We start from the raw sequence: 23,159 nt of genomic DNA on the forward strand, positions 1-23,159 counted from the left end.
CATTTAAGGAGTTTTTGTCCAGATATGCCGACTTTAACGCCTCGGAAATCTGCATATGTGGACAAAAACTCCGCCTGCCGGGGTGGGAATTACTCGACCCTGACCCGGCGGCGCTGCTGGAGGACAAGGCCTGCGAAGCAGAGCGCGACGCCGGCTGCGCCCACCGCAACGAAGCCGCCGGATGGCCCTGTGCCGTCGATGAAGACGCCCGCGAGGGGTGCACCCAGGGCCACGCCTCCGGTCAGGGCCGAGCCGTACCAGCCCATGGCCTCGCCGCGGCGTTCCTCAGCCACCAGCTCCGCAACTTTTTCCGATGCGGAGGACAGCACGGGTGCGCAGAGCAGTCCCGGCAGGATTGAGACAAGCGCGAGCGACCAGGTATCGTGCGCAAACCCCATGGGAATGGTTAGGGCCGCCATGCCGAGCAGCAGGAGGATCGGCGAGACGGGGCGGTGCATGGCCCCGTAGATCAGGCCTCCCACCACGGACGCGGCACACCAGAAGAGGAAGACGATGCCGATTTCGGCCTGGCGTCCTCCCGTTTCCAGGGCGGCGACGATGCCGACGTCGGTCCCGCTCAGCACCATTCCCGCCCCTGCTGCCACAGCGAAGACGGCCGCCACGGTGGCGGTGAACCAGGCGAAGTTGTGGGCCACTTTGCCGCGCAGGCCTGGTCCGGGACGCGAGGTGCCCGCAGGGACCAGTTCTGCCGCAGCCTCCTGCAGGTGCGCGGGGGCGGCGGACACCACGGCGGCTTCGGCGGCGTGGCGCTCGTCGGCACTGCGTTCCTCGTCCTGCGCAGGGCTTCGGGTGGGCGGGTTGAACCACATCAGGAACAGTCCGGCCAGCGACGTGGAAACCCCCACTATGGTGAGGCCCAGCACCGTGAAGCCGCTGGTGGCGACGATTGCGCCTGCTGCGGGACCGATCATGAACACCACCTCAGTGGTGATTGCGTCGAGGGCGAAGGCTGTACGGCGCTGGTCGCCGTCGGCCAGCACGCCCAGGGACTGGCGAACCACGCTGAAAATGGGGAGTGTGAGCAGCCCGCCCACAAACACCAGCGGAAGGAGCCACTGGTAGGACACATGCGGAACAACGGACCAGATAACTGCTTCCGAGATCACCGAGGGGATAAGTGCTGTCCGGAGGCCCACGGTGTCAACCCGCCTGCCGCGCCATGGTGCACCCACCGCAATGCCGATGGTCATGACGGCCGCGGCAGCGCCTGCGGCTGCGTACCCCTGGTTGAGGGTGAGGACGATGTGCAGCGTCAGCAGCACCCCGGCGGCGGAGTGGGGAATGCGGGCAACCATGCCCACCAGCAGCAGCCGGCGGATTGGCCGGACGGCGAGCAACTCCCGGTAGAGAGCGAAATTCACGGAGCGATCCTTAGGTCTGCCGCAGCGGCCGGGGATCACCCCGCTGGCTGCCGGCTAGTGGTCTGCGCGCCTCAACTTGACGTCGATCGAGTCGACGCGCTCCCCAAACAATACATTCCGGGACCACTGGGCCTGGAGTCCGGACACGAGCTCCTGCACCCCCTCGGCATCCAGCCCGTCCTCGAGGTAGAGCACCACCTGCAGTTCAGGCCCGGCACCGCCCCCAGCAACCACCGTTCCGTCGGCGGCACGGGCGGCCACTCCCCTGCCGGGCACCAGTTCGATGTTGCGGACGGCTGGAAAGCCGGCGGCGGCCCTGCCCATTTCCTCAGCGAGTTCCTGGTCCTTGTAGGAAGGCGTCCACTGCTGCTGCTGGGCCAGCGCCCACACGGCCGGCCGCCGGACCACGAAGGTGAAGTCAGAGCCTGGGTCAAGAACCAGCAGCTCTGCGCCTTCGGAGACGGCTGAGAGGGCGGCGCGGGCGGCGTACACGGCAACGGGCCTGGCGTCCGGATGCCAGGCGGACAGGGCCGCTGCGGAGGTGAAGGCGGGCATCGCCGTCCTGCCATCCGGGGCCTTGAGCGTGACCAGCGCCATGTCCGCCTGTTTGTCTGCCTGCAGGCCGTCCTGCCCTTCCGCTTCCTCCGCGAGCTGGGCAACAATCGGAATGAACACGCGTGCGGTGGCGAGCGAGGCGACGACGCCCGCCTCGTCCCCGTTTCCCTTCCGGAGTGCCGCGATGGCGGCGAGGTAGGCGCCGCTGGCCGTCCCGTCGTCGTTCTCGAAGTTGTGGATCCTGGCGTCGTCGCCTGCCAGGCTCCGGCCCGCCCAGGGCTGTCCTGCGGAGTCCGTGGCGCCGCCGGCACCTGCCAGCGCCGCAGCGATATGCCCCGGCAGCTGGCGGGGCGGCGGAGTGCCTGATTCGTTGCCCATGACGGCGAGCGCCCTTAGCGGCGGCCGGCCACGTCGAGGGCTTCGGGCAGCGTGAAGGCGCCGGCGTAGAGGGCCTTGCCCACGATCGCCCCTTCAACGCCCAGCGGCACCAGGGAACGCAGGACCTTGAGGTCGTCGAGGCTGGAGATGCCTCCGGAGGCGACAACGGGCTTGCCCGTTTTCTCAACCATCTGGCGGAGGAGTTCCACGTTGGGCCCCTGCAGGGTGCCGTCCTTTGTCACGTCCGTGACCACGTACCGGCTGCAGCCTGCTTCCTCGAGGCGGCCCAGGACCTCCCAGAGGTCTCCGCCTTCCTTCGTCCAGCCGCGGCCGGCGAGGGTGGTTCCGCGGACGTCGAGGCCGACGGCGATCTTGTCACCAAACCGCTCGATGGCCCGGCGGGTCCATTCGGGGTTTTCCAGCGCTGCGGTTCCCAGGTTTACGCGGGCAACGCCGAGATCCAGTGCCGCTTCAAGGGTTTCGTCGTCGCGCAGCCCGCCGGACAGCTCCACTTTGATGTCCAGCCGGCCCACCACTTCGCGGAGGAGCTCCGCGTTAGAGCCGCGGCCGAAGGCTGCATCCAGGTCCACCAGGTGAACCCATTCAGCTCCCTGCTGCTGCCAGTTCAGTGCGGCTTCCAGCGGCGTTCCGTAGCTCGTCTCACTGCCTGCTTCGCCCTGCACCAGCCGGACGGCCTGGCCGTTGACGACGTCGACGGCGGGCAGCAGTTCGAGAACGGGCAGGTCAGTTGCAGTGCTCATGTTGAATCCTCAGGATGGGGGCAGGATGGCCTGCCGCGGTCAGTTGCCAGGCAGCGTCAGCAGGTAGGCGGCGAGCAGGGACATGCCCGCAAGAACATAAAACGATATTTGGGTCCAGAGCGGCTTGTGCTGCTGCCTGAAAGACAGGGCGCCGCCGACGAGTACGCCGGCGAGCCCCATCAGGAGAACGGACCACATCTAGGCGGAGCCCTCTTCCGAAGCCGGCGCCCCGCCGTCGGCCGGAGTGTTGTTGGCAGGTGTGCTGTTGGCCTGCGTGCTGTCAGCCTGGCCGCCAGCGGAGGGCCTGCGCAGGGCATCCACCCAGTTGTGCAGCAGGCGCGCGCCCGCGTCACCGGATTTCTCGGGGTGGAACTGGGTGGCGCAGAGCGGGCCATTTTCGACGGCAGCGATGAACGGGGCGCCGTGCTCCGACCAGGTGACCAGGGGCGCGGCCATCCGCGGCTGGATGACATCGAAGTTCCATTCCTGGACCCCGTAGGAGTGCACGAAGTAGAAGCGTTCGTTTTCGACGCCGGCAAACAGCTTCGACCCCTCGGGCACCTTGACGGTGTTCCAGCCCATGTGCGGCACCACATCGGCCGGCAGGAGTTCCACCTTGCCGGGCCATTCACCCATGCCTTCAGCTTCGGTGCCATGCTCCACGCCGGCCTCAAAAAGGACCTGGAGGCCTACGCAGATGCCCAGGACCGGCCGGCCGCCGGCCACCCGCCTGCCGATGAGGCGGATGCCGTCCACGGCTTTGAGCTCACGCATCACTGTTTCGAAGGCCCCGACTCCGGGAACCACCAGGCCGTCGGCGTTAAGGACGTCCTCGGGCTTGGAGCTCAGGATGACTTCCGCCCCGGCCCGTTCCAGCGCCCGCACGGCGGACCGGACATTTCCGGAGCCGTAATCCAGGACGGTGACGGTGGGCTTGCCCTCGGGCGAGGGCAGCTTGTGGGAAGCAGAGGGATCGATGATGGCACCGTCCCGCAGGACCTGGCCGCTCACAGCGCACCCTTGGTGGAGGGAATCCCCTCAACACGGGGATCAGGTTCCACGGCAGCACGGAGCGCCCGCGCGAACGCCTTGAACTGGGCCTCTACGATGTGGTGCGGATCGCGGCCCGCGATGACGTTCATGTGCAGGCAGATACCCGCGTGCAGCGTGATGGCCTCGAAGACGTGCCGGGTAAGGGATCCCGTGAAGTGGCCGCCGATGAGGTGGTATTCCTGGCCGGCGGGCTCACCCCCGTGCACCAGGTAGGGACGTCCGGAAACGTCAACGACGGCGTGGGCAAGGGCCTCGTCAAGGGGAACGGTGGCCTCGCCAAACCGGCGGATGCCGGCCTTGTTTCCCAGCGCGGTGCGCAGCACCTCCCCGAAGGTGATGGCTACGTCCTCCACGGTGTGGTGGACATCGATGTGGATGTCACCTGTGGCTTTGACGGTCATGTCGATCAGCGAGTGCTTGCAGAGCGCCGTGAGCATGTGGTCGTAGAAAGGTACCGACGTGTCGATGTCCGAGGTGCCGGTGCCGTCCAGGTTGATTTCCACGAGCACGGACGACTCACTGGTGGCACGTTCCATGCGCGCAGTGCGGGCCGCAGCCACGTTCGATCCGGTGGTACTCATGCTTTGGGTCCTTTTGGGCAGATGGGGTGGTTCAGGGCGTCCAGCGCCGCTGCTTCCAGTCTAGGCGGGAAGCGTGGCCTGGCTTGCAAGGATGCTTTCCAGGGATGTGAGGAAGGCTGTGGTTTCGGCCTCAGTTCCGGCCGTGACCCGGAGGTGGCCGGGAATCCCCACGTCCCGGATCAGCACTCCGGCGTCCAGCAGCTCCTGCCAGACCCGGTGCGGATTCTCCAGTCCGCCGAAAAAGACGTAATTGGAGTCCGACGCTGCTGGCTTGAGGCCCATCCGCGTCAGCTCCGACACGATGCGGTCCCGCTGCTTCTTGATGTCTTCCACATCCGCCATCAGTGCCTCGCGGTGCTGGAGGGCAGCCAGGGCAGTGGCCTGCGTGATGGCTGAGAGGTGGTACGGCAGCCGGACCAGGCGGAGGGCGTCGGCAACTTCGGGTGCGGCAGCCATGTAGCCCAGCCGGGCTCCGGCCAGCGCGAATGCCTTGCTCATGGTCCTGGACACGATCAGCCGCTCCCGGCCGGGCAGCAGCGTCAGTGCGCTTGGCGTCCCGTCGTGTGCGAACTCGTGGTACGCCTCATCCACAATGACGATGGTCTGGCTTGCTTCACCTGCCTCGTACACGGCCTCCACGACATCCAGCCCGAGCCCGGTCCCCGTGGGGTTGTTGGGCGAACAGAGGAAAACGATGTTGGGCTGCAGTTCCTTGACCTGCCGCGCTGCGGATTCGGCGCTGAGGCCGTAGCCTTCGGCGCGTTCACCGACGATGTATTCGGTGTCCGTTCCGCTGGCCAGCAGCGGATACATGGAGTATGTGGGCGGAAAGCCGAGCGCTGTGCGCCCGGGACCGCCGAAGGCCTGGAGAATCTGCTGGAGCACCTCGTTAGAGCCGTTCGCGGCCCAGAGGTTGGTCTCATCCAGGCCGTGGCCCAAGTACTCCGCCAGCGCTTTGCGCAGTTCCGTAAACTCCCGGTCCGGGTAGCGGTTCAGGCCCGCGGCGGCTTCGGATACCGCGGCGCTGATGGCCGCCCTCACGTCCGCCGGGACACCATGGGTATTCTCGTTGACGTTCAGAAGGATGGGGACGTCCAGCTGTGGCGCACCGTAAGGGGTAAGCCCGCGGAGGTTGCTGCGGAGGGGAAGCCGGTTCAGGCGTTCTAGCTGGTCATTCACCTGAACAGTTTAGTGCCCGTGCCGGACGCCGGAAAATGTGACGGCTTCCTGTTCGCCCTCGGCGTGCACCACTGGCTGATTCCATGAAGCCGCATCCGCCGGTCCGGACTCTGCTGCCGGCTATGGCAGCTCAGCCGGCGGGAACGAACAACTGCTGGCCGGGGAAGACTGCGCCTGCGGAGAGGTTGTTGAGCTGCACGATGTCGGCAACAACATCGCGTGCGTCGCGATCAGGCGCCACGGCGGCTGCGATCCCCCACAGCGACTGGCCGGGCTGGACCGTCACGGTGACCGCGGAGGTCGTCTGGAGCTCCGCGGCTGAGTCGGAGGCTTTTGCCGGGGAGTTGAAGAAGCCTGCCAGCGAGAGCAGCAGGGCGGCCAGAAGAACCAGGGGAATCCCGATCAGCACGATGCGGCCGCGCCGGGTCAGCCGCAGGGGCGGAAGGGGGGCCGGCCGTTCCGGCTGCCGCTCTTCAGGCCGGGACAGAAGGTGCTGCACAGAGAGCAGCTGTGGACGTGAACCCCGCGAAACAGATGTAGCTGACATGAACTGAGCCCTCCTGGACCATACTGTGCTGCCCGGATGTTCTGCTCCGACGCCCCCTGGGGCTTTCCGGTGCCATTTTCGAATGGCTGGTGTTCGCAGTAGAACATATGTTCGAACTTTGCTTCTTCTGTTTTAGCACCTATCAACGAACATTGTCGAGACTCGCTAGAACAAATGTTTGAAAAAGCAGTGTGGCTGGCCTAGTTTTGAACGAAAGAACAACCACCCGGACAGTCGATCAGCAGGGTCTGACATTATGGGGCGGGATCGTCCAGGGCCTTGCCGTGGAGAGGCCCGGCGGACACCGAAAGGCATTGGCGAATATGGCAGCAGCAGCCGCCGGGGGCAGGGCAACCGCGCAACCGAAGAGGACCGCCAAGGGCCTGACGCCACGGCAGAAGAAGATCCTCGAAACCATCCAGCGTTCCGTCAATGAGAACGGCTATCCCCCGTCCATGCGGGAAATCGGAGATACCGTGGGCCTGGCGAGCCTTTCCAGCGTCACGCACCAGCTGTCCCAGCTGGAAAAACTGGGCTACCTCCGCCGTGACCCGAAGCGTCCGCGCGCCATGGAGGTCCTGATGCCCCTGACTTTGGACGGCGGTGCGGCCAGGCCGGCAAGTCAGCCATCAGTGGCGCCACCAGGCGGCGGCGCCACTGTCACGGATTTGCCCACGGCCCTGGACACGGCAATGGTTCCCCTTGTTGGCCGCATCGCAGCTGGTGGTCCCATCCTGGCTGACCAGCAGGTGGAGGACGTTATGCCGCTCCCCCGGCAGCTGGTGGGCCAGGGTGAGCTGTTTATGCTCAGGGTGGCCGGGGATTCCATGGTGGACGCGGCCATCTGTGATGGTGACTGGGTAGTGGTCCGCCGCCAGGCGGATGCAGCCAACGGCGACATCGTCGCTGCCCTCCTCGACGACGAGGCCACCGTCAAGACGTTCCGGCAGCGTGACGGCCACACCTGGCTGCTCCCGCAGAACACGCAGTACGAGCCCATTCTCGGAGACCACGCCACCATCATGGGCAAGGTCGTGTCAGTGCTCCGGTCCCTGTAGCCAGGTTCCCCGCTGGATACAGCAGGTCCGGGCAGTGTTTGGCCCTGCGCAGGGCCAAACACTCCGCTCAGCCAAACACTGCCCCGGCCTGGGCATCAGGCGTTCTCGCCCGCCAGCCTCTCCAGGGCCGCGATTGCCGTCTTCCGGTCCGTTGTGGACCAGAACGGCGGCAGCGCTCCCCGGAGGAACCCGGCGTAGCGCTCGGTGGCCAGCCGGGAGTCAAGCACAGCCACCACTCCCTTGTCCCCCGTGGAGCGGATCAGCCGGCCTGCGCCCTGGGCGAGCCGGATGGCGGCATGGGTGGCCGAAACCGACATGAAGCCGTTTCCGCCTGCCTGTGCCACGGCCCGGGAACGCGCAGTCATAAGGGGATCGTCCGGCCGCGGGAATGGAATGCGGTCTATCACAACCAGCCGGCAGGACCCCCCAGGGACGTCCACGCCCTGCCACAGGGACATGGTCCCGAACAGGCAGGTATCGGGCTCGTCGGCGAACTGCTTCACCAGGGCGGTCATGGTGGAATCGCCCTGGCAGAGGACCGTCATGTCCAGCTTGGGGCGCAGCGCTTCGGCGGCTTCCTCTGCGGCGCGCCGGGAGGAAAACAGGCACAGTGCGCCGCCGCCGGACGCACGGATAAGGGCCTCGAGCTCGTCCAGTGCTTCCGGGGATGCACCCCTTCCGGGCTTCGGCAGGTGCCCGGCAACGTAAAGGATGCCCTGCTTGGGGTAGTCGAAGGGAGACCCCACGTCCACACCTTTCCAGCGCGGGGCACCCTCACCCACGAGTCCCAGACCGCCGGCGGCAGGCTCAAACGCTGAACCGATGGCCAGCGTGGCAGAAGTCAGCACAACCGTATGCCCGGCAAACAGGCCCTCCCGCAGCCGCCCGGCCACGGACAGGGGCGCAACGTTGATCAAAGCCGGCGCCGTCTCATCGGGCTGGGAAAACCCCTGCGCTGGATCAAAGGAGCTGGCGCGGGAAAACCACACTACTTCGCGGTTCTCCCGGGCAGCGAGGAGCCGTTCGCAAAGTTCCAGGATGAGCATCAGGCGGGACCGCGCAAGCTGCCTCCCGCCGTCGGGCGCTGCATTGCCGTCCCCCTTCGAATCAGAGAGGGCGGCCCGGCAGGCATCGCGCAGCTGGTCCACACAATCCAGCTGTTCGTCATTCAGCCCGTTGGGCAGCAGTCCGTTCGGCACTCCTGCTAGGGCAAGTTCCAGATTGGCGGCCGCGGCGTTGAGCGCGTCAACGGTGATGGCGGTGTGCTTGCGGGCACCGGCTGCAGCGGCATGGACCATGGCCACGGACAGCTGGCCGGAGACCGCCCCCGTGACCCGGTCCTGGAGTTCGTGCGCCTCATCCACCACCACGACGTCGTACTCGGGCAGGACCGCAAGCCCCTCAAAGGCGCTGACGGCGAGCATCGCATGGTTCGTGACCACAACATCGGCTTCCGCAGCGTCCTGACGGGCAAGTTCACTGAAGCACTCTGCTGCCATGGGGCACTTTTGGGCACCGAGGCATTCCATGGACGTCACGGAAACCTGGCGCCAGGCGCGGTCCGTCACACCCGGCAGCAGCTCGTCCCGGTCGCCCGTGGCAGTCTTCTCCGCCCACTCCCGCAGGCGCACCACTTCCTTGCCCAGCTGGGACGAGGGTCCGCCAGCGGCTGCCGCGAAGTGCGGCACACTGGTGTCCTCGCCCAGGCTGAACAGCTGGCCTTCCGCCGGTTCCTCGCTGGGGAAGCCGCCTTCCAGCTTGTGCAGGCAGACATAGTTGGACCGCCCTTTGACCAGGGCCACCTTGACCGGCCTGTCCAGGGCGGGAGTAATGGCTTTGAGCAGCCGGGGAAGGTCCCGGCCAACGATCTGCGTCTGGAGCGCAAGCGTGGCCGTGGACACCAGGGCGGGCTTGTTGCTTTCCAGGGCGTGGGCGATGAGGGGTATCAGGTAGGCCAGCGACTTGCCGGTGCCCGTGCCGGCCTGGACCAGGAGGTGGTCCCCCGTTCCCAGCGCACGGGCCACCTGCCTGGCCATCTCATGCTGGCCCTCACGGCTTTGTCCGCCCATGCCGGCAACGGCCCGGTCGAGCAGTTCGATCACGAACTGCTCGCCGGCCGTCTCCGTGGCTTCCGGGGCCACGACGTCAGTCATTGCTGACGAAGGGTTCCAGTTCGGCCGCAAAGCCCTCCCGGACCATCACCACGGCCCGGGTGCCTTCCTCCACGTGGTCCACGCTGATGATCTCGGCGTCAGACTCGTGGAGTTTGCTGAGCAGGTCTCCGCGATCGTACGGAATGAGCAGCTCCAGCTTGACGCCTGGCCTGGGAATGGCGTCACTGATCGCCTTGAGCAGCTCCGCGATGCCTTCTCCCGTGCGGGCGGACACCACGACGTGCCGCGGCTCGCGCTGCCTAAGCCGCTCCACCACGAAGGGATCGGCGGCGTCGGCTTTGTTGAGCACGATGATCTCCGGCACCTTGCGGGCGTCCACTTCGCTGAAGACCTTGCGGACTGCAGCTATCTGCCCTTCCGGGTCCGGGTGCGAGACGTCCACCACGTGGAGGATGAGGTCCGCGTCGGCAACTTCCTCCAGCGTGGAGCGGAACGCCTCCACCAGCTGCGTAGGCAGCGACCGGACGAAGCCCACAGTGTCCGCGAGCGTGTAGCCCAGCCCGTCCGCGGTCTCCGCCTTGCGGACAGTCGGGTCCAAGGTAGCGAACAGTGCGTTCTCCACCAGGACGCCGGCGTCGGTCAGGCGGTTGAGCAGCGAGGACTTGCCCGCGTTGGTGTAGCCGGCGATCGCAACGGACGGCACGGAATTACGACGGCGGTTGGCCCGCTTGGTCTCGCGTGCCGGCTTCATTGCGGCGATCTCACGCCGCAGCTTGGCCATCCGGGTGCGGATGCGACGGCGGTCCAGCTCGATCTTCGTTTCACCGGGACCACGTGAGCCCATGCCGGCCGCGGCGCCACCCACCTGCCCGCCGGCCTGGCGGGACATCGACTCGCCCCAGCCGCGCAGGCGCGGCAGGAGGTATTCGAGCTGCGCCAGCTCCACTTGCGCCTTACCTTCGCGGCTCTTGGCGTGCTGGGCGAAGATATCCAGGATCAGGGCTGTCCGGTCGATGACCTTGACCTTGACGATGTCCTCCAGGCCTCGGCGCTGCGAGGGTGCGAGCTCGGCATCCACAACAACAGTGTCCGCGCCGGTGGACATTACGATGTCCCGTAGCTCAAGCGCCTTGCCAGAGCCAAGGAACGTTCCGGGGTCCGGCTTGTCCCGGCGCTGGACCAGTCCGTCCAGGACCTCGGAGCCGGCAGTTTCGGCAAGGGCGGCGAGTTCCCGCAGCGAGTTCTCGGCGTCGGCCAGCGTGCCTTCGGACCAGAGCCCCGCCAGGACAACGCGCTCAAGGCGCAGCTGGCGGTACTCGACCTCAGTGACGTCTTCCAGTTCGGTGGACAGTCCTGCGGTACGGCGCAGGGCGCGGCGTTCCTCGAGGTCCTGCTGGTCGCCGTCGTACGTTGAATGTTCTTCGTCCAGACGGGAAATTGCCTGGGCTTTGCCGAACACTGACTTTCCGTCGCTGCCCTTCGCCTCGCCGCTGTGCGGGCTGGGGGTCCTGGCCGGTACGTCCTTGGAGAGAATCCGGTCAATGACAGCCTGGATTTCCTCGGGACTCATGTCCTGGGCGGCTGGATCTGATCCGGTGTTGGGCTGGCTGGTCATGGTCTCCTTTGAAGATTCGGCAGTTCCAGAATAGTGCCGATTGCTGGTGGTTGGGGAAGTATTCGCGGTGGGCTGACGGCCTGCGGTCATCCAAGCCTCCTGGCTTGCTGGGCCGGCGCTGCGGAGAGCAACAACGGCAGAGGTGCCACATGGTGACTCGTGGCGGAGAAGGAAGCAGCCGGAAACGGCGATAAGTCCAGCAGGAAGCTGACTTTCGAGTGTGTCCGGCGACCGGAACAGGCGGATTCCGCCAGGTCCGGTGCACGCAGCGGAAGATTCGGAGAAACCGCATCGCTGGGTGGGACATGCTGTCGCTTGAGGACAGGCTTCGGGACGGGCGTGGCCCGAGCCGGCTACTCGAAGATCAGGAACATGCCCTCCAGCGTAGCAGAGGGCCATACCCGCGGTTTCCCTTTACGCTGCAAGGGGAACTACTCTGGCCAGTTATGGAGTCCGCACATTATTTCAGCGCAACACCGGCCGGCCCTTTCACCCGCAAGCCACTGGCTGTTGAGCTCGCCGGGCAGACGCGCAGGCTGCAGACTTCCTCCGGCATCTTCAGCCCCGACGGGATCGACAAAGGCACGGCGATCCTGCTCAGCGAGGTTCCCGCTCCCGCGCCCCAGGGAAACCTCCTGGACATCGGCTGCGGCTGGGGACCCATTGCCCTGACCATGGCCCTCAAGGCGCCCTCCGCCCGGGTCTACGCCGTGGACGTCAATGAGCGCTGCATCACGCTGACGAACGAGAACGCCGCAGCACTGGGGCTTGCCAACGTCACAGCCAGCACCCCCGACGCCGTGGATCCCGAGCTGCGCTTTGACACGATCTGGTCCAATCCGCCCATCCGGATCGGCAAGGACGAACTGCACTCACTGCTGAAGCTGTGGATTCCGCGCCTGGCTCCGGGCGGGACGGCCTGGCTGGTGGTGCAGAAGAACCTCGGGGCCGATTCGCTTCAGCGGTGGCTTGCAGCTGAGCTGGACGAATCGTTCACGGTCAGCCGGGAGTCAACCTCGAAGTCGTTCCGGATCCTGAAGGTCAGGAAAGCGTCCCGTTTGCCACAATAACTGCCGGACCGCTGAGCTCCACGTGTTCGTGGCCTCCTGGACCGGCGAAGAACTTGACTCCCACCACGCCTCCGGGAACGTGGACGCGCCAGGCGTCCGGGGCTTCAGCGCCCGCCCAGTGGCGGATGGCCACAGCGGCGGCGCAGGCACCCGTTCCGCAGGACTGGGTCTCCCCCACTCCCCGTTCATGCACGCGCATGGTTACCGAGCCAACGCCGTCGTGGACCAGCGGCTCGGATGGAACCACGAATTCCACGTTGGTCCCGTTGGCCGGAACGGGGTCAACCACGGGCGCGGTGAACAGCCGTGTTCCCGCGAGTTCGGAAAGCTCGGCGAGGGCAACAACCGTGTGCGGGTTGCCCATGCTGACGGAAAGGGCCGGGCGTGGAACCTCCAGGCCCTCGGCGGTCACCAGTGAGTCCATGGCCTTGGCCGTGGCCTCACCCGGGAAGATGAACTCCCAGGGCCCCATGTCCACGGCATAGCCTTCGCCCGTCCGCACCACGGTTTTGACCCCGGCCCGCGTGCCAATGGTGAGGGCGCCGCCGTCGGGCAGCTCGATCAGGCCCTCGGTCCGGAGGAAATGGACAAAAACGCGGACGCCATTGCCGCACATTTCGGACAGCGAGCCGTCCCCGTTGCGGTAGTCCATAAACCACGCGGCGTCGGGGGCGGCAGCCAGCAGCTCGCGGCCTTCCGGGAGGAACCGCGACGGGACCGCCCGGATGAGGCCGTCCCCGCCGATCCCGCGGTGCCGGTCGCACAGGGCTGCAACTGCTTCGGCCGTGATGGTGTGGACGCCTTCGGGATCAGCCACCAGGACGAAGTCATTGCCTGTGCCGTGCCCCTTGGAGAAGCGGAGCCCGCTCAGGGTGCTTAAGGCCGGCTCGGTGGTTTCTGCGAGGGTTGTGTCCATGGTTCCAAGGGTACCGGCCGTGCGGTGCAGCCCTAAAAACGGCAGAGCCCCACTGCTGTGGCCAGCAGGGCCGGATCCTGCCAGTCCAGCCAGTGGATGCGCGGATCGGCCCGGAACCAGGTGAGCTGGCGCCGGGCGAACTGGCGGGTGGCCACGATGGTGTCCTCCGCAGCCTCGGGAACGGTACATTCGCCGTCGATAACACGCAGGAACTGCGAGTACCCCAGGGCGCGGGGGGCAGTCTTTCCCTGCCGCAGCCCGCGGGCATCCAGCCGTTGGACCTCGGCGAGCAGGCCGGCGTCCACCATGCTGTGCACGCGTCGGGCAAGCCGGTCCCGAAGCGCCTCACGGTCCACCGCCAGGCCTACCTGGACGGCAGGCTGGAAGTACTCGCGCTGCGGCATGAAGGAACTGAACGGCCGTCCGGTGAGCTGGTGGACCTCCAGGGCGCGGATAATCCTCCGGTCATCTGACAGCCGGCCGGCAGACACCGGATCCACCGCACGCAGCCGGTCCAGCAGCACTGCGGTCCCCTGGCCGGCGAGTTCGGATTCCAGGCTTTGGCGTACCAGCGGATCAGTGCCCGGGAACTCGAGAACGTCCAGCGCGGCCCGCACGTACAGGCCGGAGCCGCCGGCCAGGATGGCGCGCTTGCCGCGGGCGTGGATGTCCGCGATGAACTCCCGGGCCTGCTGCTGGAACTGCGACACGCTGGCTTCCTGGGTTACCTCCAGGATGTCCAGCAGGTGGTGGGGAACGCCCTTGCGTTCAGCGTCGGTGATTTTTGCCGTGCCAATGTCCATGCCCCGGTAGAACTGCATGGCGTCGGCATTGATGACTTCGCCGTCCAGTTCCAGGGCAAGGTTGACGGCGAGGTCAGACTTGCCGGACCCGGTGGGACCAACGACGGCGATGACAGGCGGTGAGCCCACGGGTCAGCGGGTGCGGACGGGCAACGATGGCATGCCCAGCGATACGCCCTTGCCGCCGCCACCGGACCCCGGTGCGGGTGCTCCACAGGAGTCTGCCTGCGACCTGTCCCAGGCGTCACCGGCGCGGGAACGGCGAAGGCTGTAATCTCCGGGCGCGGGATCGGCGACGAGGTGGAAAGCTGCGGCCTCGGTGATGGTGACTGTGACCAGGTCTCCTGGCCGCGGCGCAGGCGCACCCTCAGGGACCGAGAAGTGCACAAGCCGCTGGTCCTGGGAACGGCCGGAGAGCCTGTGCGTCTCCCCTGCCTTCCGTCCGGACTGCGCCGTGACCATGACCTCAACCCGGCGTCCGAGCTGGCGCCGGTTCTCCTCCGCCGCAATCCGGTCCTGAAGGGCGGTCAGGCGCTCGAACCGTTCCTGCACCACGGCCTTGGGCAGCTGGTCCGGCAAGTCAGCGGCGGGTGTGCCCGGGCGCTTGGAGTACTTGAACGTGAAGGCGGTGGCGAAGCGTGACTTCTCCACCACATCCAGTGTTGCCTGGAAATCCTCTTCGGTTTCGCCGGGGAACCCCACAATGATGTCGGTGGAGATTGCCGCGTGCGGGATTTTGTCGCGCACCTTGTCCAGGATGCCCAGGAACTTGCTGGACCGGTAGGAACGCCGCATGTCCCGGAGTACTTTGTCCGACCCCGACTGCAGCGGCATGTGTAGCTGCGGCATCACGTTGGGGGTCTCGGCCATGGCATCAATGACGTCGTCGGTGAACGCGGCTGGGTGCGGGCTGGTGAAGCGGACGCGTTCCAGGCCTTCGATGTCCCCGCAGGCCCGGAGGAGCTTGGAGAAGGCCTGCCGGTCGCCGAACTCCACACCGTAGGAGTTGACGTTCTGGCCCAGGAGGGTGACTTCGATGGCGCCGTCGTCCACCAGCGCCTGGATCTCGGCAAGGATGTCTCCGGGCCGGCGGTCTTTCTCCTTTCCGCGGAGGGCGGGCACGATGCAGAAGGTGCAGGTGTTGTTGCAGCCGACGGAGATGGATACCCAGCCTGAGTAGACGGAGTCCCTCTTGGTGGGAAGCGTGGACGGGAAGACGTCCAACGACTCCAGGATTTCCAGCTGCGCCTCGTTGTTGTGCCGCGCACGTTCCAGCAGTGCGGGCAGGGCGCCAACATTATGGGTGCCGAAGACAGCGTCCACCCACGGCGCCTTCTTCAGGATGGTTTCCCTGTCCTTCTGCGCCAGGCAGCCGCCCACCGCGATCTGCATGCCCGGGTTTGCGGCCTTCACAGGAGCCAGGATGCCCAGGTTGCCGTAGAGCTTGTTGTCAGCGTTCTCCCGCACCGCACACGTGTTGAACACCACGACGTCGGCCTGCTCATCCTCCGCAGGCACATACCCTGCGTCCTCCAGCATGCCGGCCATCCGCTCTGAGTCATGGACGTTCATCTGGCAGCCGAACGTACGCACCTGGTACGTGCGGGGCCTGGGGCCGTCGGCTTGCGGGGCACCTTCAGCTTCTGCGAAGGGGCTTGTACCGGAAAGGGGGGAAGGGATGGTCAAACTCACCTGTTAAGGGTACCGGTTTTACAGGTTCGCACTATCGGGTCCGGCGCAGGACTCCAGGACCTCGTTGACAATCCGGAACGCCTGCGAGGGCTGATAGCCCTTCCGGGCGAGCATTGATGCAAGCCGCCGGGTTGCCTTGTCCCTCTCCGCCCGGTCCTCGAAATCCGTTCCCGGGTGGAGCTTCCGCTCCACAAGCTGCCGTGCGGCGGCTTCCTCATCCGCATCCGTCAACTGTTCCAACGCTGCGGCCGCGGTGTCCTGGTCTATGCCCTTTTCCGCGAGTTCGCGGCGGAGGGCTCCCTTGGCCAGCTTCCGCGACTGGGACCGGCTCCTCACCCACATGTCCGCAAAGTCGGCGTCGTTGATCAGGCGTGCTTCCTGGAACCTGTCCAGGACTGCCTCGGCGACGTCCTCCGGGATGTTTCGCTCGGCTAGTTTTCTGGCAAGCTGCAGCCTGCTCTTCGCCGATGCGGTCAGTTGCCGGTAGACGATGTTCTGCGCAACGGACACCGGATCCGCCTCGGCATCCCCGGCAACGGAGGAACCTGGATCCGGGCCGTCTTGGAACGCGCCGCCATGTGAAACGCCGCGCCGCCCGCCGGCTTTCGCACGGCGGGGACGCGGAGTGTCAAAATCCGTCAACTGCTAGAACCCGTCAACGGCTTTCAGCTTCGGGGAGTCCTTGGACTCCGGCTCTGCAGGCTTGACGCCCACGCCGAGCTTTTCCTTGATCAGCCGCTCAAGTTCTGCAGCAAGCTCTGGGTTGTCCCGGAGGAACCTGCGGGAGTTTTCCATACCCTGGCCGAGCTGGTCGCCGTCGTAGGTGAACCAGGAGCCGGACTTCTTGATGATGCCGTGCTCCACACCCATGTCGATGATGCCGCCCTCACGGGAAATGCCCTGGCCGTAGATGATGTCGAATTCGGCCACTTTGAAGGGCGGAGCCATCTTGTTCTTGACGATCTTCGCCTTGGTCCGGTTGCCGACGGAGTCGGCGCCTTCCTTCAGGGTCTGGATGCGACGGACGTCGATACGGATGGAGGCGTAGAACTTCAGGGCCTTACCACCGGTGGTGGTTTCCGGGGAGCCGAAGAAAACGCCGATCTTCTCGCGGAGCTGGTTGATGAAGATCGCGGTGGTCTTGGTCTGGCTCAGGCGCCCGGTGATCTTACGCAGGGCCTGGCTCATGAGTCGGGCCTGGAGGCCGACGTGGCTGTCACCCATGTCGCCTTCGATTTCGGCACGCGGCACCAGCGCAGCGACGGAGTCGATCACGATGACATCCAGCGAGCCCGAGCCCACCAGCATGTCCATGATTTCCAGGGCCTGCTCGCCGGTGTCCGGCTGGGAGACGAGGAGGGCGTCGGTGTCCACACCAAGCTTCGCGGCGTATTCGGGGTCCAGGGCGTGCTCGGCGTCAATGAAGGCGGCGATGCCGCCCAGGCGCTGGGCATTGGCTACGGCGTGGAGGGCCACGGTGGTCTTACCGGAGGACTCCGGCCCGTAGATTTCAACAACGCGGCCACGGGGAAGGCCGCCAATTCCCAAAGCAACATCCAGGGCAATGGATCCGGTGGGGATGACCTCGATCGGGGCACGGACTTCATCGCCGAGCCGCATGACCGAGCCTTTACCGAACTGCTTGTCGATCTGGGCCAGCGCTGCTTCGAGCGCTTTTGCACGATCCGGGGCTGCCGCCATGGTTCACACCTCTAATGCTTTCTCGCTTTGGAGTGGCCTCAGCGGCCGTTTATTGGTCATCTCTGACGCTACTGGGACCCACTGACATTCCGGCCGGGTGAGGGCGGCTATGTGGATAACCCGCTAGGAAAAGCATAGCTTTACCCGAACAGGTATTCGAACAACCGCACGGCGTGTCAGGAGAATCCGGCTAGTCCGTGCGGGGCTTGATGTCCCGGCCCAGCCGGCGCTCCGCGGGAACATCCTGCACATCACAGAGGGCCAGCCACACCTTGCGGGGCTCTATGCCGGCGGCAAGCGCCTGGTCCGCGGTACGCCCGCCCACCCCTGCCAGGACAAGGGTGCTGCTGAGGACCCGCGAGTACCCGGCGCCAAATTCGTCGTCCATGAGTCGCCAATAATCGCTGATTCGCACCAGAAAAGTCTCTCATGATCCCGCGCACTAGAATTGTTGCCATGAGCAACTCCCCTGATGTCCCGTCCCTGCAGGGCCGCCACGACGAAGCCACCGTGGACGCCGCCGTGCAGAACGTGGAACACCAGATCAGCCTTTTCTGGCGGCGCGCAAGGTCGATCTCCAACCAGCTTTCCCGCCAGGTGCATCCGGATATGGAACCTGCGGCGTACGGCCTCCTGACGGTCATCCGCCGGGAGGGGCCGATCCGCCTTACCGACCTGGCGATGAACATCGGCGTCGGAAAGCCTTCCGTCAGCCGGCAGATTGCTTTCCTGGAGAGCCTGGGGCTGGTGTCCAAGGAGGCTGATCCCCTGGACGGACGGGCGCAGGCCATCCGCCTGACACCCAAAGGCGAGGAAAAGATGCACCAGGTCCAGGACGCCCGGCGGCAGGTGTTCCGCGAACGCCTGGGTGAATGGCCGGTTGAGGAACTGGAGGAACTGGCCCGCTGTATGGCCAAGCTGAACTCCACCTACGAGCGTGACGGCTTCCCGAAGGACGGCACGGCGCCCGCCGGGGAAGACAAGTAGCAAAAAACGCACTGAAGCCCCCGGCCGCGGCCGGGGGCTTCAGTGCATTACGTTCCGGGAGCCGTCTTTCGGCGGGACCCTACCGGGCGCCGGAAAGAAGGCCCGTGGACAGTTCGTCGTTAAGTTCAGTGTTGAGGTCGCGCTCAAGGTCGCGGCCGTAACGCTGGGAGAATTCCTGGGGAACGGTGTCCGGAACGGCAACGCCTTCTGCAACGGCCACCCTGTCGCTTACTTCGCGGAGCATGCTGGACAACGGAACGTCCAGGGCCGAGCAGATCGAAGACAGCAGCTCGGATGATGCTTCCTTCTGGCCGCGCTCCACTTCACTGAGGTAACCCAGGGAGACACGGGCGCTGTGCGAAACTTCACGGAGCGTACGCCCCTGACGCTGGCGGACATCGCGCAGGACATCACCAATTTCGTGACGAAGTACAACCATCTTGCGCTCCTTCTGTTCGCTCTTGCCCTGATCGGCGAGGCCCACATCCTTCCAGCGGACAACGCCGTTTACGGATACGGGCTGCTTTACCATCTGTATCGCCTTGCTCCCTCATTGGTCAGGTCCGCCCCAAGGCGAACCGTCGTGGTCATTTCATCCTAGGCGCCTCCGCTCTTCGGAAGCGACACAAAGTAATAACTAATCGGTACCGGCTTTTGTTCCCGCCAACTTTACTCCCAGTAACTTCGGGGCGGCAGGCCCTACCCGGACAGCGCTTCGAGGAGCCTTTCCAAGGCCGCACCGCACGCCTGTCCGCGGATCTCGGCACGGCTTCCCGAGAAGGCGTATTCGAAGGCCGAAGTCCCGGCTGCGGTGGCTATGCCGATGTAGACGGTGCCGACGGGCTTTCCGTCGTGCGCTTCGGGTCCGGCAACGCCGGTGGTGGAGACGCCGATGTCAGCCCCGAGGACGGTCCGGGCTCCTGCCGCCATGGCCGCCGCGACGTCCGGGTCCACGGATCCGGCCCGCGCCAGCAGCACTGGCGGGACATCCAGGACCCTTTCCTTGACGGAGTTTTGGTACGCAACCACCCCGCCCTGCAGGATGCCGGAGGCGCCGGGGGTATCGGCAAGGACGGCGGACACCATGCCGGCGGTCAATGATTCGGCTGTGGCCACGGTCCGCCCCGCGTCGAGCGCCTGGCGGACCGCCTCAGCGGACAGATGGTGGAGATTGGTCATGCGGGCTCCTGGCCTTTATCGCTGCGTGCCTGCAGCTTTCCCTTTGCCCGGATCCGCAGCGCCTCCACTACGTACTCCACGCCCGTCCACACCGTGATCACCACGGCGGCCATCATCACCGCGAACGCCACCCACACCAGCCACGGGGCAAAAGAACCAAGCGGCAGGAGGTAGAGGAAGATCGCCGCGGTCTGGACAACGGTCTTGAGCTTGCCGCCGCGGGAGGCCGGGATAACGCCGTAGCGGATCACAAAGAAGCGCAGGGCGGTGACGCCCCATTCCCGGACCAGGATCAGGACGGTAACCCACCATGGAAGTTCGCTGAGCACCGACAGCATCACCAGCGCCGAACCGATAAGGAGCTTATCGGCGATGGGATCAGCGATCTTGCCGAAGTCAGTCACGAGGTTCCGGCTCCTGGCGATGTCGCCGTCGAGCTTGTCCGTGTAGATGGCGACGGCGAACGTAAGGACCGCTGCCCAGCGCCACACGCCTGCCTCACTGCGCAGCCCCGGGGCGTCCGCGATGAGGAACCAGACAAAAAACGGCACCAGCGCGATGCGGATCATGGTCAGGATGTTGGGAAGGTTCCAGACCCCGGCACGGCCCGGGCCGGCGGCGGTTGCATCGGTGCTAGTCACGTTCCTAGGCTACAGTCCCCGGGCTAGCGCCCGGTCAGGGACCAGGCGTCCTCGGAGCCGTCTTCGTCGTCATAGCCGCCGGGCGGGGAATCCGAGCCGTCGTAATATTCGACGTTCTGCTTCCGCTGGTCCAGGTCCGCAGCCACCAGGTCTTCGGCGTAGCCGCCCTGGGCGATGTTGGCGTTGGCGTTCTCGCTCAGCGCGGCGGTCTGCGAGTCTGGTGCTGCCGGGGCTTCCTGGCCCTTCATGGCGGCAAGGACGGGCGCGAGGTCGTCCGGTTTCACCAGGACGTCCCGGGCCTTGGAGCCTTCGGAGGGACCAACCACGCCCCGTGATTCCAGCAGGTCCATCAGGCGGCCGGCCTTGGCGAAGCCGACGCGCAGCTTCCGCTGCAGCATCGACGTCGAGCCGAACTGCGTGGTGACCACCAGTTCGGTGGCCTGCAGCAGGACCTCGAGGTCGTCCCCGATGTCGTCGTCGATCTGCTTCTTCGGCGCTTCCGCAGCGACGTCGTCGCGGTAGGTGGCCTGGAGCTGTCCCTTGACGTGCTCGACCACCTTGTGGATTTCGGATTCGGTGACCCACGCGCCCTGGACGCGCATCGCCTTGGAGGCCCCCATGGGCAGGAACAGGGCGTCACCCTGGCCGATAAGCTTTTCGGCCCCGGGCTGGTCCAGGACCACCCGGGAGTCGGTGACCGAGGAAGTGGCGAAGGCCATGCGCGAGGGCACGTTCGCCTTGATGAGGCCGGTCACCACATCCACGGACGGCCGCTGGGTTGCGAGGACCAGGTGGATGCCGGCCGCCCGGGCGAGCTGGGTGATGCGGACAATCGAGTCTTCAACATCTCTCGGAGCCACCATCATCAGGTCGGCGAGCTCGTCCACGATCACCAGCAGGTACGGGTAGGGGCGGATGACGCGCTTGGAGTCCACCGGCGGCTGGACCTTGCCGGCGCGGACAGCCTTGTTGAAGTCGTCGATGTGCTTGAAGCCGTAGTTGGCGAGGTCGTCATAGCGGGCGTCCATCTCGCGGACAACCCACTGGAGCGCCTCGGCGGCCTTCTTCGGGTTGGTGATGATGGGGGTGATAAGGTGCGGGACGCCCTCGTATGCCGTGAGTTCCACGCGCTTGGGGTCCACCATGACCATGCGCACCTCATCGGGGGTGGCGCGCATCAGGATGGAGGTGATCATCGAGTTCACAAAAGATGATTTACCGGCACCGGTGGCACCGGCCACCAGCAGGTGGGGCATCTTGGCGAGGTTGGCCACCACGTAGCCGCCTTCCACGTCCTTGCCCACGCCCATCACCATGGGGTGGTCCGTCCGGCGGGCGTTCTGGCTGCGGAGGACGTCGCCCAGGGAGACGGTTTCGCGGTCGGTGTTGGGGATTTCGATGCCGATGGCAGACTTGCCCGGGATGGGGCTGAGGATGCGCACGTCGCTGGACGCCACGGCGTAGGAAATGTTCTTGGACAGGGCGGTGACCCGTTCCACCTTGGTTCCCGGGGCCAGCTCGATCTCGTACCGGGTCACGGTGGGGCCGCGGCTGAAGCCGGTGACCGTGGCGTCAACGTTGAACTGCTGGAGGGTGTCCGTCAGGGCTGCGACGACGGCGTCGTTCGCTTCCGTGCGCTCCTTCGGGATGGATCCGGGGGTCAGGTAGTCAGAGGCCGGGAGCGTGTAGGTGACGTCGCCTGCGAGGGACAGCTGCTCGGTGCGCTGCGGGATGGGAACCGGCGGCGGCGCGGGTGCCACGGGATTGGAAGGCACGGTGGGCGCGGCCGCCGGCTTCGCCGCAGGCGGGGCCATGCCGGGGGTGATCATGGGAATGGCTTCGGTGGCGTTTTCCCCTGGGGATGCGGGGGCGCCTGCGCCCAGTCCCTGGGCTGCCTTGATCTTTTCGACGGCGATTTCCGCCTGGGTGGGGCGGCGGACACCAGGTGCCGGGCGCGGCTCCGCGCCTCCCTTTGCGTCGTCGTCGTCGATCACTGCATGCTCGAAGGCTTCGTCGCCCACGTAGCCTTCCAGGCCGGCGTCGCTGTCCTCCTCATCCTTGCCAAAGAAGCGCCGCTTCTTCTTCCTGGCGTTCTTGGGGGGCGCGGCCGCCGGGGTCCGTTCCAGGTAGCTGCGGTCATGCTTGTCCCGGTCCTGCTCATCCAGCAGGTCGATGCCCATGAGGTGTTCGTAGGCGGCATGCAGCCTCCGCGGGATCGCAGTGAACGGGGTGGCGGTGATGATCAGCAGAGAGACGAACGCCAGCAGGGAGTAGAGCACCAAAGGGACAGCCGAATGGATGGCGGCCAGGGGCGAGGCGGCAAGGAACCCGAGCATTCCACCCGCCTGGCGGAGCCCGTCAAAACCCTGGGCAACGGTGGGCTCCCCGCCCAGGATGTGCGCCAGCCCGCAGCCCGCGAACGTCATGATCAGGAAGCCGATGCCAACCCTGTTGTTGCCACGGCCGTCGGATGGCTGGCGGAAGAGCCGGAACGCGCAGACAAACAGCATGAGCGGAAGCAGCAGGGAGATCCAGCCGAATGTCCCGTTGACCACGGCATACACGGCGTCCGGGAACCAGCCCGTCAGGCCCCACCAGGCGAAGGTGGCGATGAAGATCCCGAGTGCCAGGTTAAACAGGGCCGCACCGTCCCGGCGGTCCTCTGCCGGCAGGTCGCTGACATCATGGCCGATGCGCCGAACGCCGCCGCCCACCAGATGGCCGAGGCCCAGCCACGCCCCGCCCACCACGCGCAGCAGCCACGGCCGATGGTGCTCGACGGCGGGTAACTGGCGGGTGCGGGCAGTGCTGGAGGAGCCGCCGCCACGCCCGGATTTGGCGGCCGCAGAACCAGCGCCGCGGCCGGAGGAGCTGCCGGTTTTGCTGCCGGCGCGGCCCCTGCTGGATCCATTGGGCGCGGAAGTAGTACGAGTGGCCATAGTAGCCA

Annotated in this window: 23 protein-coding genes; 3 read left to right on the forward strand and 20 right to left on the reverse strand. The window is 66.1% G+C overall.

The annotated features are described in order from the left end of the window. Window positions 1-89: 89 nt before the first annotated feature. The 8 genes from WHH00_RS11585 to WHH00_RS11620 form a co-directional block, all read right to left on the reverse strand. Window positions 90-1,382, reverse strand: a complete 1,293-nt coding sequence (locus tag WHH00_RS11585) for an MFS transporter (protein ID WP_406632910.1) — start codon at window positions 1,380-1,382, stop codon at window positions 90-92. 54 nt (window positions 1,383-1,436) lie between these two features. Further along, complete coding sequence (locus WHH00_RS11590; RefSeq protein ID WP_406632912.1) at window positions 1,437-2,315, reverse strand: SseB family protein; 879 nt, start codon at window positions 2,313-2,315, stop codon at window positions 1,437-1,439. A 14-nt stretch (window positions 2,316-2,329) separates the two neighbouring features. Then, a complete protein-coding gene (gene priA, locus WHH00_RS11595) occupies window positions 2,330-3,076 on the reverse strand; it encodes a bifunctional 1-(5-phosphoribosyl)-5-((5-phosphoribosylamino)methylideneamino)imidazole-4-carboxamide isomerase/phosphoribosylanthranilate isomerase PriA (protein ID WP_231456923.1) in 747 nt (248 codons plus the stop codon). 39 nt (window positions 3,077-3,115) lie between these two features. Further along, window positions 3,116-3,274, reverse strand: a complete 159-nt coding sequence (locus WHH00_RS11600; RefSeq protein ID WP_181038237.1) for a hypothetical protein — start codon at window positions 3,272-3,274, stop codon at window positions 3,116-3,118. After that, window positions 3,275-4,087, reverse strand: a complete 813-nt coding sequence (gene hisH, locus WHH00_RS11605; protein ID WP_406632915.1) for an imidazole glycerol phosphate synthase subunit HisH — start codon at window positions 4,085-4,087, stop codon at window positions 3,275-3,277. Continuing rightward, the gene (gene hisB, locus WHH00_RS11610) at window positions 4,084-4,710 is read right to left on the reverse strand and encodes an imidazoleglycerol-phosphate dehydratase HisB (protein ID WP_066274905.1); all 627 of its coding nucleotides are present in this window, start codon (window positions 4,708-4,710) and stop codon (window positions 4,084-4,086) included. The genes hisH and hisB overlap by 4 nt, the downstream gene beginning before the upstream one ends. Window positions 4,711-4,770: 60 nt before the next feature. Beyond that, the gene (locus tag WHH00_RS11615) at window positions 4,771-5,889 is read right to left on the reverse strand and encodes a histidinol-phosphate transaminase (protein ID WP_406632918.1); all 1,119 of its coding nucleotides are present in this window, start codon (window positions 5,887-5,889) and stop codon (window positions 4,771-4,773) included. A gap of 130 nt (window positions 5,890-6,019) precedes the next feature. Further along, window positions 6,020-6,436, reverse strand: a complete 417-nt coding sequence (locus WHH00_RS11620) for a LysM peptidoglycan-binding domain-containing protein (protein ID WP_406632920.1) — start codon at window positions 6,434-6,436, stop codon at window positions 6,020-6,022. A gap of 323 nt (window positions 6,437-6,759) precedes the next feature. Between WHH00_RS11620 and lexA the strand changes: the two genes are divergently transcribed. Then, window positions 6,760-7,494, forward strand: a complete 735-nt coding sequence (gene lexA, locus WHH00_RS11625) for a transcriptional repressor LexA (protein ID WP_406632922.1) — start codon at window positions 6,760-6,762, stop codon at window positions 7,492-7,494. 95 nt (window positions 7,495-7,589) lie between these two features. Here lexA and WHH00_RS11630 read toward each other — a convergent pair whose 3' ends face one another. Further along, window positions 7,590-9,647: an ATP-dependent DNA helicase gene (locus tag WHH00_RS11630; RefSeq protein ID WP_406632924.1), complete on the reverse strand. Its 2,058-nt coding sequence runs from the start codon at window positions 9,645-9,647 to the stop codon at window positions 7,590-7,592. Then, window positions 9,640-11,223 carry a GTPase HflX gene (gene hflX, locus WHH00_RS11635; protein ID WP_406632926.1) on the reverse strand — a complete coding sequence of 528 codons (1,584 nt, stop codon included), beginning with the start codon at window positions 11,221-11,223 and terminating at the stop codon, window positions 9,640-9,642. The genes WHH00_RS11630 and hflX overlap by 8 nt, the downstream gene beginning before the upstream one ends. A 446-nt stretch (window positions 11,224-11,669) precedes the next feature. Between hflX and WHH00_RS11640 the strand changes: the two genes are divergently transcribed. After that, window positions 11,670-12,293, forward strand: a complete 624-nt coding sequence (locus WHH00_RS11640) for a class I SAM-dependent methyltransferase (protein ID WP_231456917.1) — start codon at window positions 11,670-11,672, stop codon at window positions 12,291-12,293. Here the strand turns inward: WHH00_RS11640 and dapF are convergent. The 6 genes from dapF to WHH00_RS11670 all read right to left on the reverse strand — a co-directional run bounded on the left by dapF (window position 12,265) and on the right by WHH00_RS11670 (window position 17,820). Then, complete coding sequence (gene dapF, locus WHH00_RS11645) at window positions 12,265-13,209, reverse strand: diaminopimelate epimerase (RefSeq protein WP_406632928.1); 945 nt, start codon at window positions 13,207-13,209, stop codon at window positions 12,265-12,267. The genes WHH00_RS11640 and dapF overlap by 29 nt on opposite strands. Window positions 13,210-13,241: 32 nt before the next feature. Beyond that, window positions 13,242-14,141, reverse strand: a complete 900-nt coding sequence (miaA, locus tag WHH00_RS11650) for a tRNA (adenosine(37)-N6)-dimethylallyltransferase MiaA (protein ID WP_406632930.1) — start codon at window positions 14,139-14,141, stop codon at window positions 13,242-13,244. 3 nt (window positions 14,142-14,144) lie between these two features. Continuing rightward, window positions 14,145-15,704, reverse strand: coding sequence for a tRNA (N6-isopentenyl adenosine(37)-C2)-methylthiotransferase MiaB (gene miaB / locus WHH00_RS11655; RefSeq protein ID WP_406632932.1), 1,560 nt, complete (start codon window positions 15,702-15,704; stop codon window positions 14,145-14,147). A gap of 18 nt (window positions 15,705-15,722) precedes the next feature. Further along, a complete protein-coding gene (locus WHH00_RS11660) occupies window positions 15,723-16,214 on the reverse strand; it encodes a regulatory protein RecX (protein ID WP_406632934.1) in 492 nt (163 codons plus the stop codon). Window positions 16,215-16,349: 135 nt separating this feature from the next. Continuing rightward, window positions 16,350-17,405 (reverse strand): recombinase RecA, encoded by a 1,056-nt coding sequence (recA, locus tag WHH00_RS11665; protein WP_066274884.1) that lies wholly within the window; start codon window positions 17,403-17,405, stop codon window positions 16,350-16,352. A gap of 190 nt (window positions 17,406-17,595) precedes the next feature. Then, window positions 17,596-17,820: a DUF3046 domain-containing protein gene (locus WHH00_RS11670; RefSeq protein ID WP_406632936.1), complete on the reverse strand. Its 225-nt coding sequence runs from the start codon at window positions 17,818-17,820 to the stop codon at window positions 17,596-17,598. A gap of 41 nt (window positions 17,821-17,861) precedes the next feature. On the opposite strand from WHH00_RS11670, the gene WHH00_RS11675 reads away from it, so the two are divergent. After that, entirely contained in the window at window positions 17,862-18,392 is a 531-nt protein-coding gene (locus WHH00_RS11675; protein WP_231456912.1) for a MarR family winged helix-turn-helix transcriptional regulator, read from the forward strand. 79 nt (window positions 18,393-18,471) lie between these two features. Here WHH00_RS11675 and WHH00_RS11680 read toward each other — a convergent pair whose 3' ends face one another. The 4 genes from WHH00_RS11680 to WHH00_RS11695 all read right to left on the reverse strand — a co-directional run bounded on the left by WHH00_RS11680 (window position 18,472) and on the right by WHH00_RS11695 (window position 23,151). Continuing rightward, window positions 18,472-18,924, reverse strand: coding sequence for a helix-turn-helix domain-containing protein (locus WHH00_RS11680; RefSeq protein WP_041652016.1), 453 nt, complete (start codon window positions 18,922-18,924; stop codon window positions 18,472-18,474). Window positions 18,925-19,091: 167 nt separating this feature from the next. Continuing rightward, window positions 19,092-19,571, reverse strand: a complete 480-nt coding sequence (locus WHH00_RS11685) for a CinA family protein (RefSeq protein ID WP_406632939.1) — start codon at window positions 19,569-19,571, stop codon at window positions 19,092-19,094. Beyond that, the gene (pgsA, locus tag WHH00_RS11690; protein ID WP_406632941.1) at window positions 19,568-20,212 is read right to left on the reverse strand and encodes a CDP-diacylglycerol--glycerol-3-phosphate 3-phosphatidyltransferase; all 645 of its coding nucleotides are present in this window, start codon (window positions 20,210-20,212) and stop codon (window positions 19,568-19,570) included. Before pgsA ends, WHH00_RS11685 begins: the two co-directional genes overlap by 4 nt. Window positions 20,213-20,235: 23 nt before the next feature. Next, the gene (locus WHH00_RS11695) at window positions 20,236-23,151 is read right to left on the reverse strand and encodes a DNA translocase FtsK (RefSeq protein ID WP_406632943.1); all 2,916 of its coding nucleotides are present in this window, start codon (window positions 23,149-23,151) and stop codon (window positions 20,236-20,238) included. Between the last annotated feature and the right edge of the window lie 8 nt (window positions 23,152-23,159).

The organism is Pseudarthrobacter quantipunctorum (assembly GCF_045291495.1).
Lineage (GTDB): Bacteria > Actinomycetota > Actinomycetes > Actinomycetales > Micrococcaceae > Arthrobacter > Arthrobacter quantipunctorum.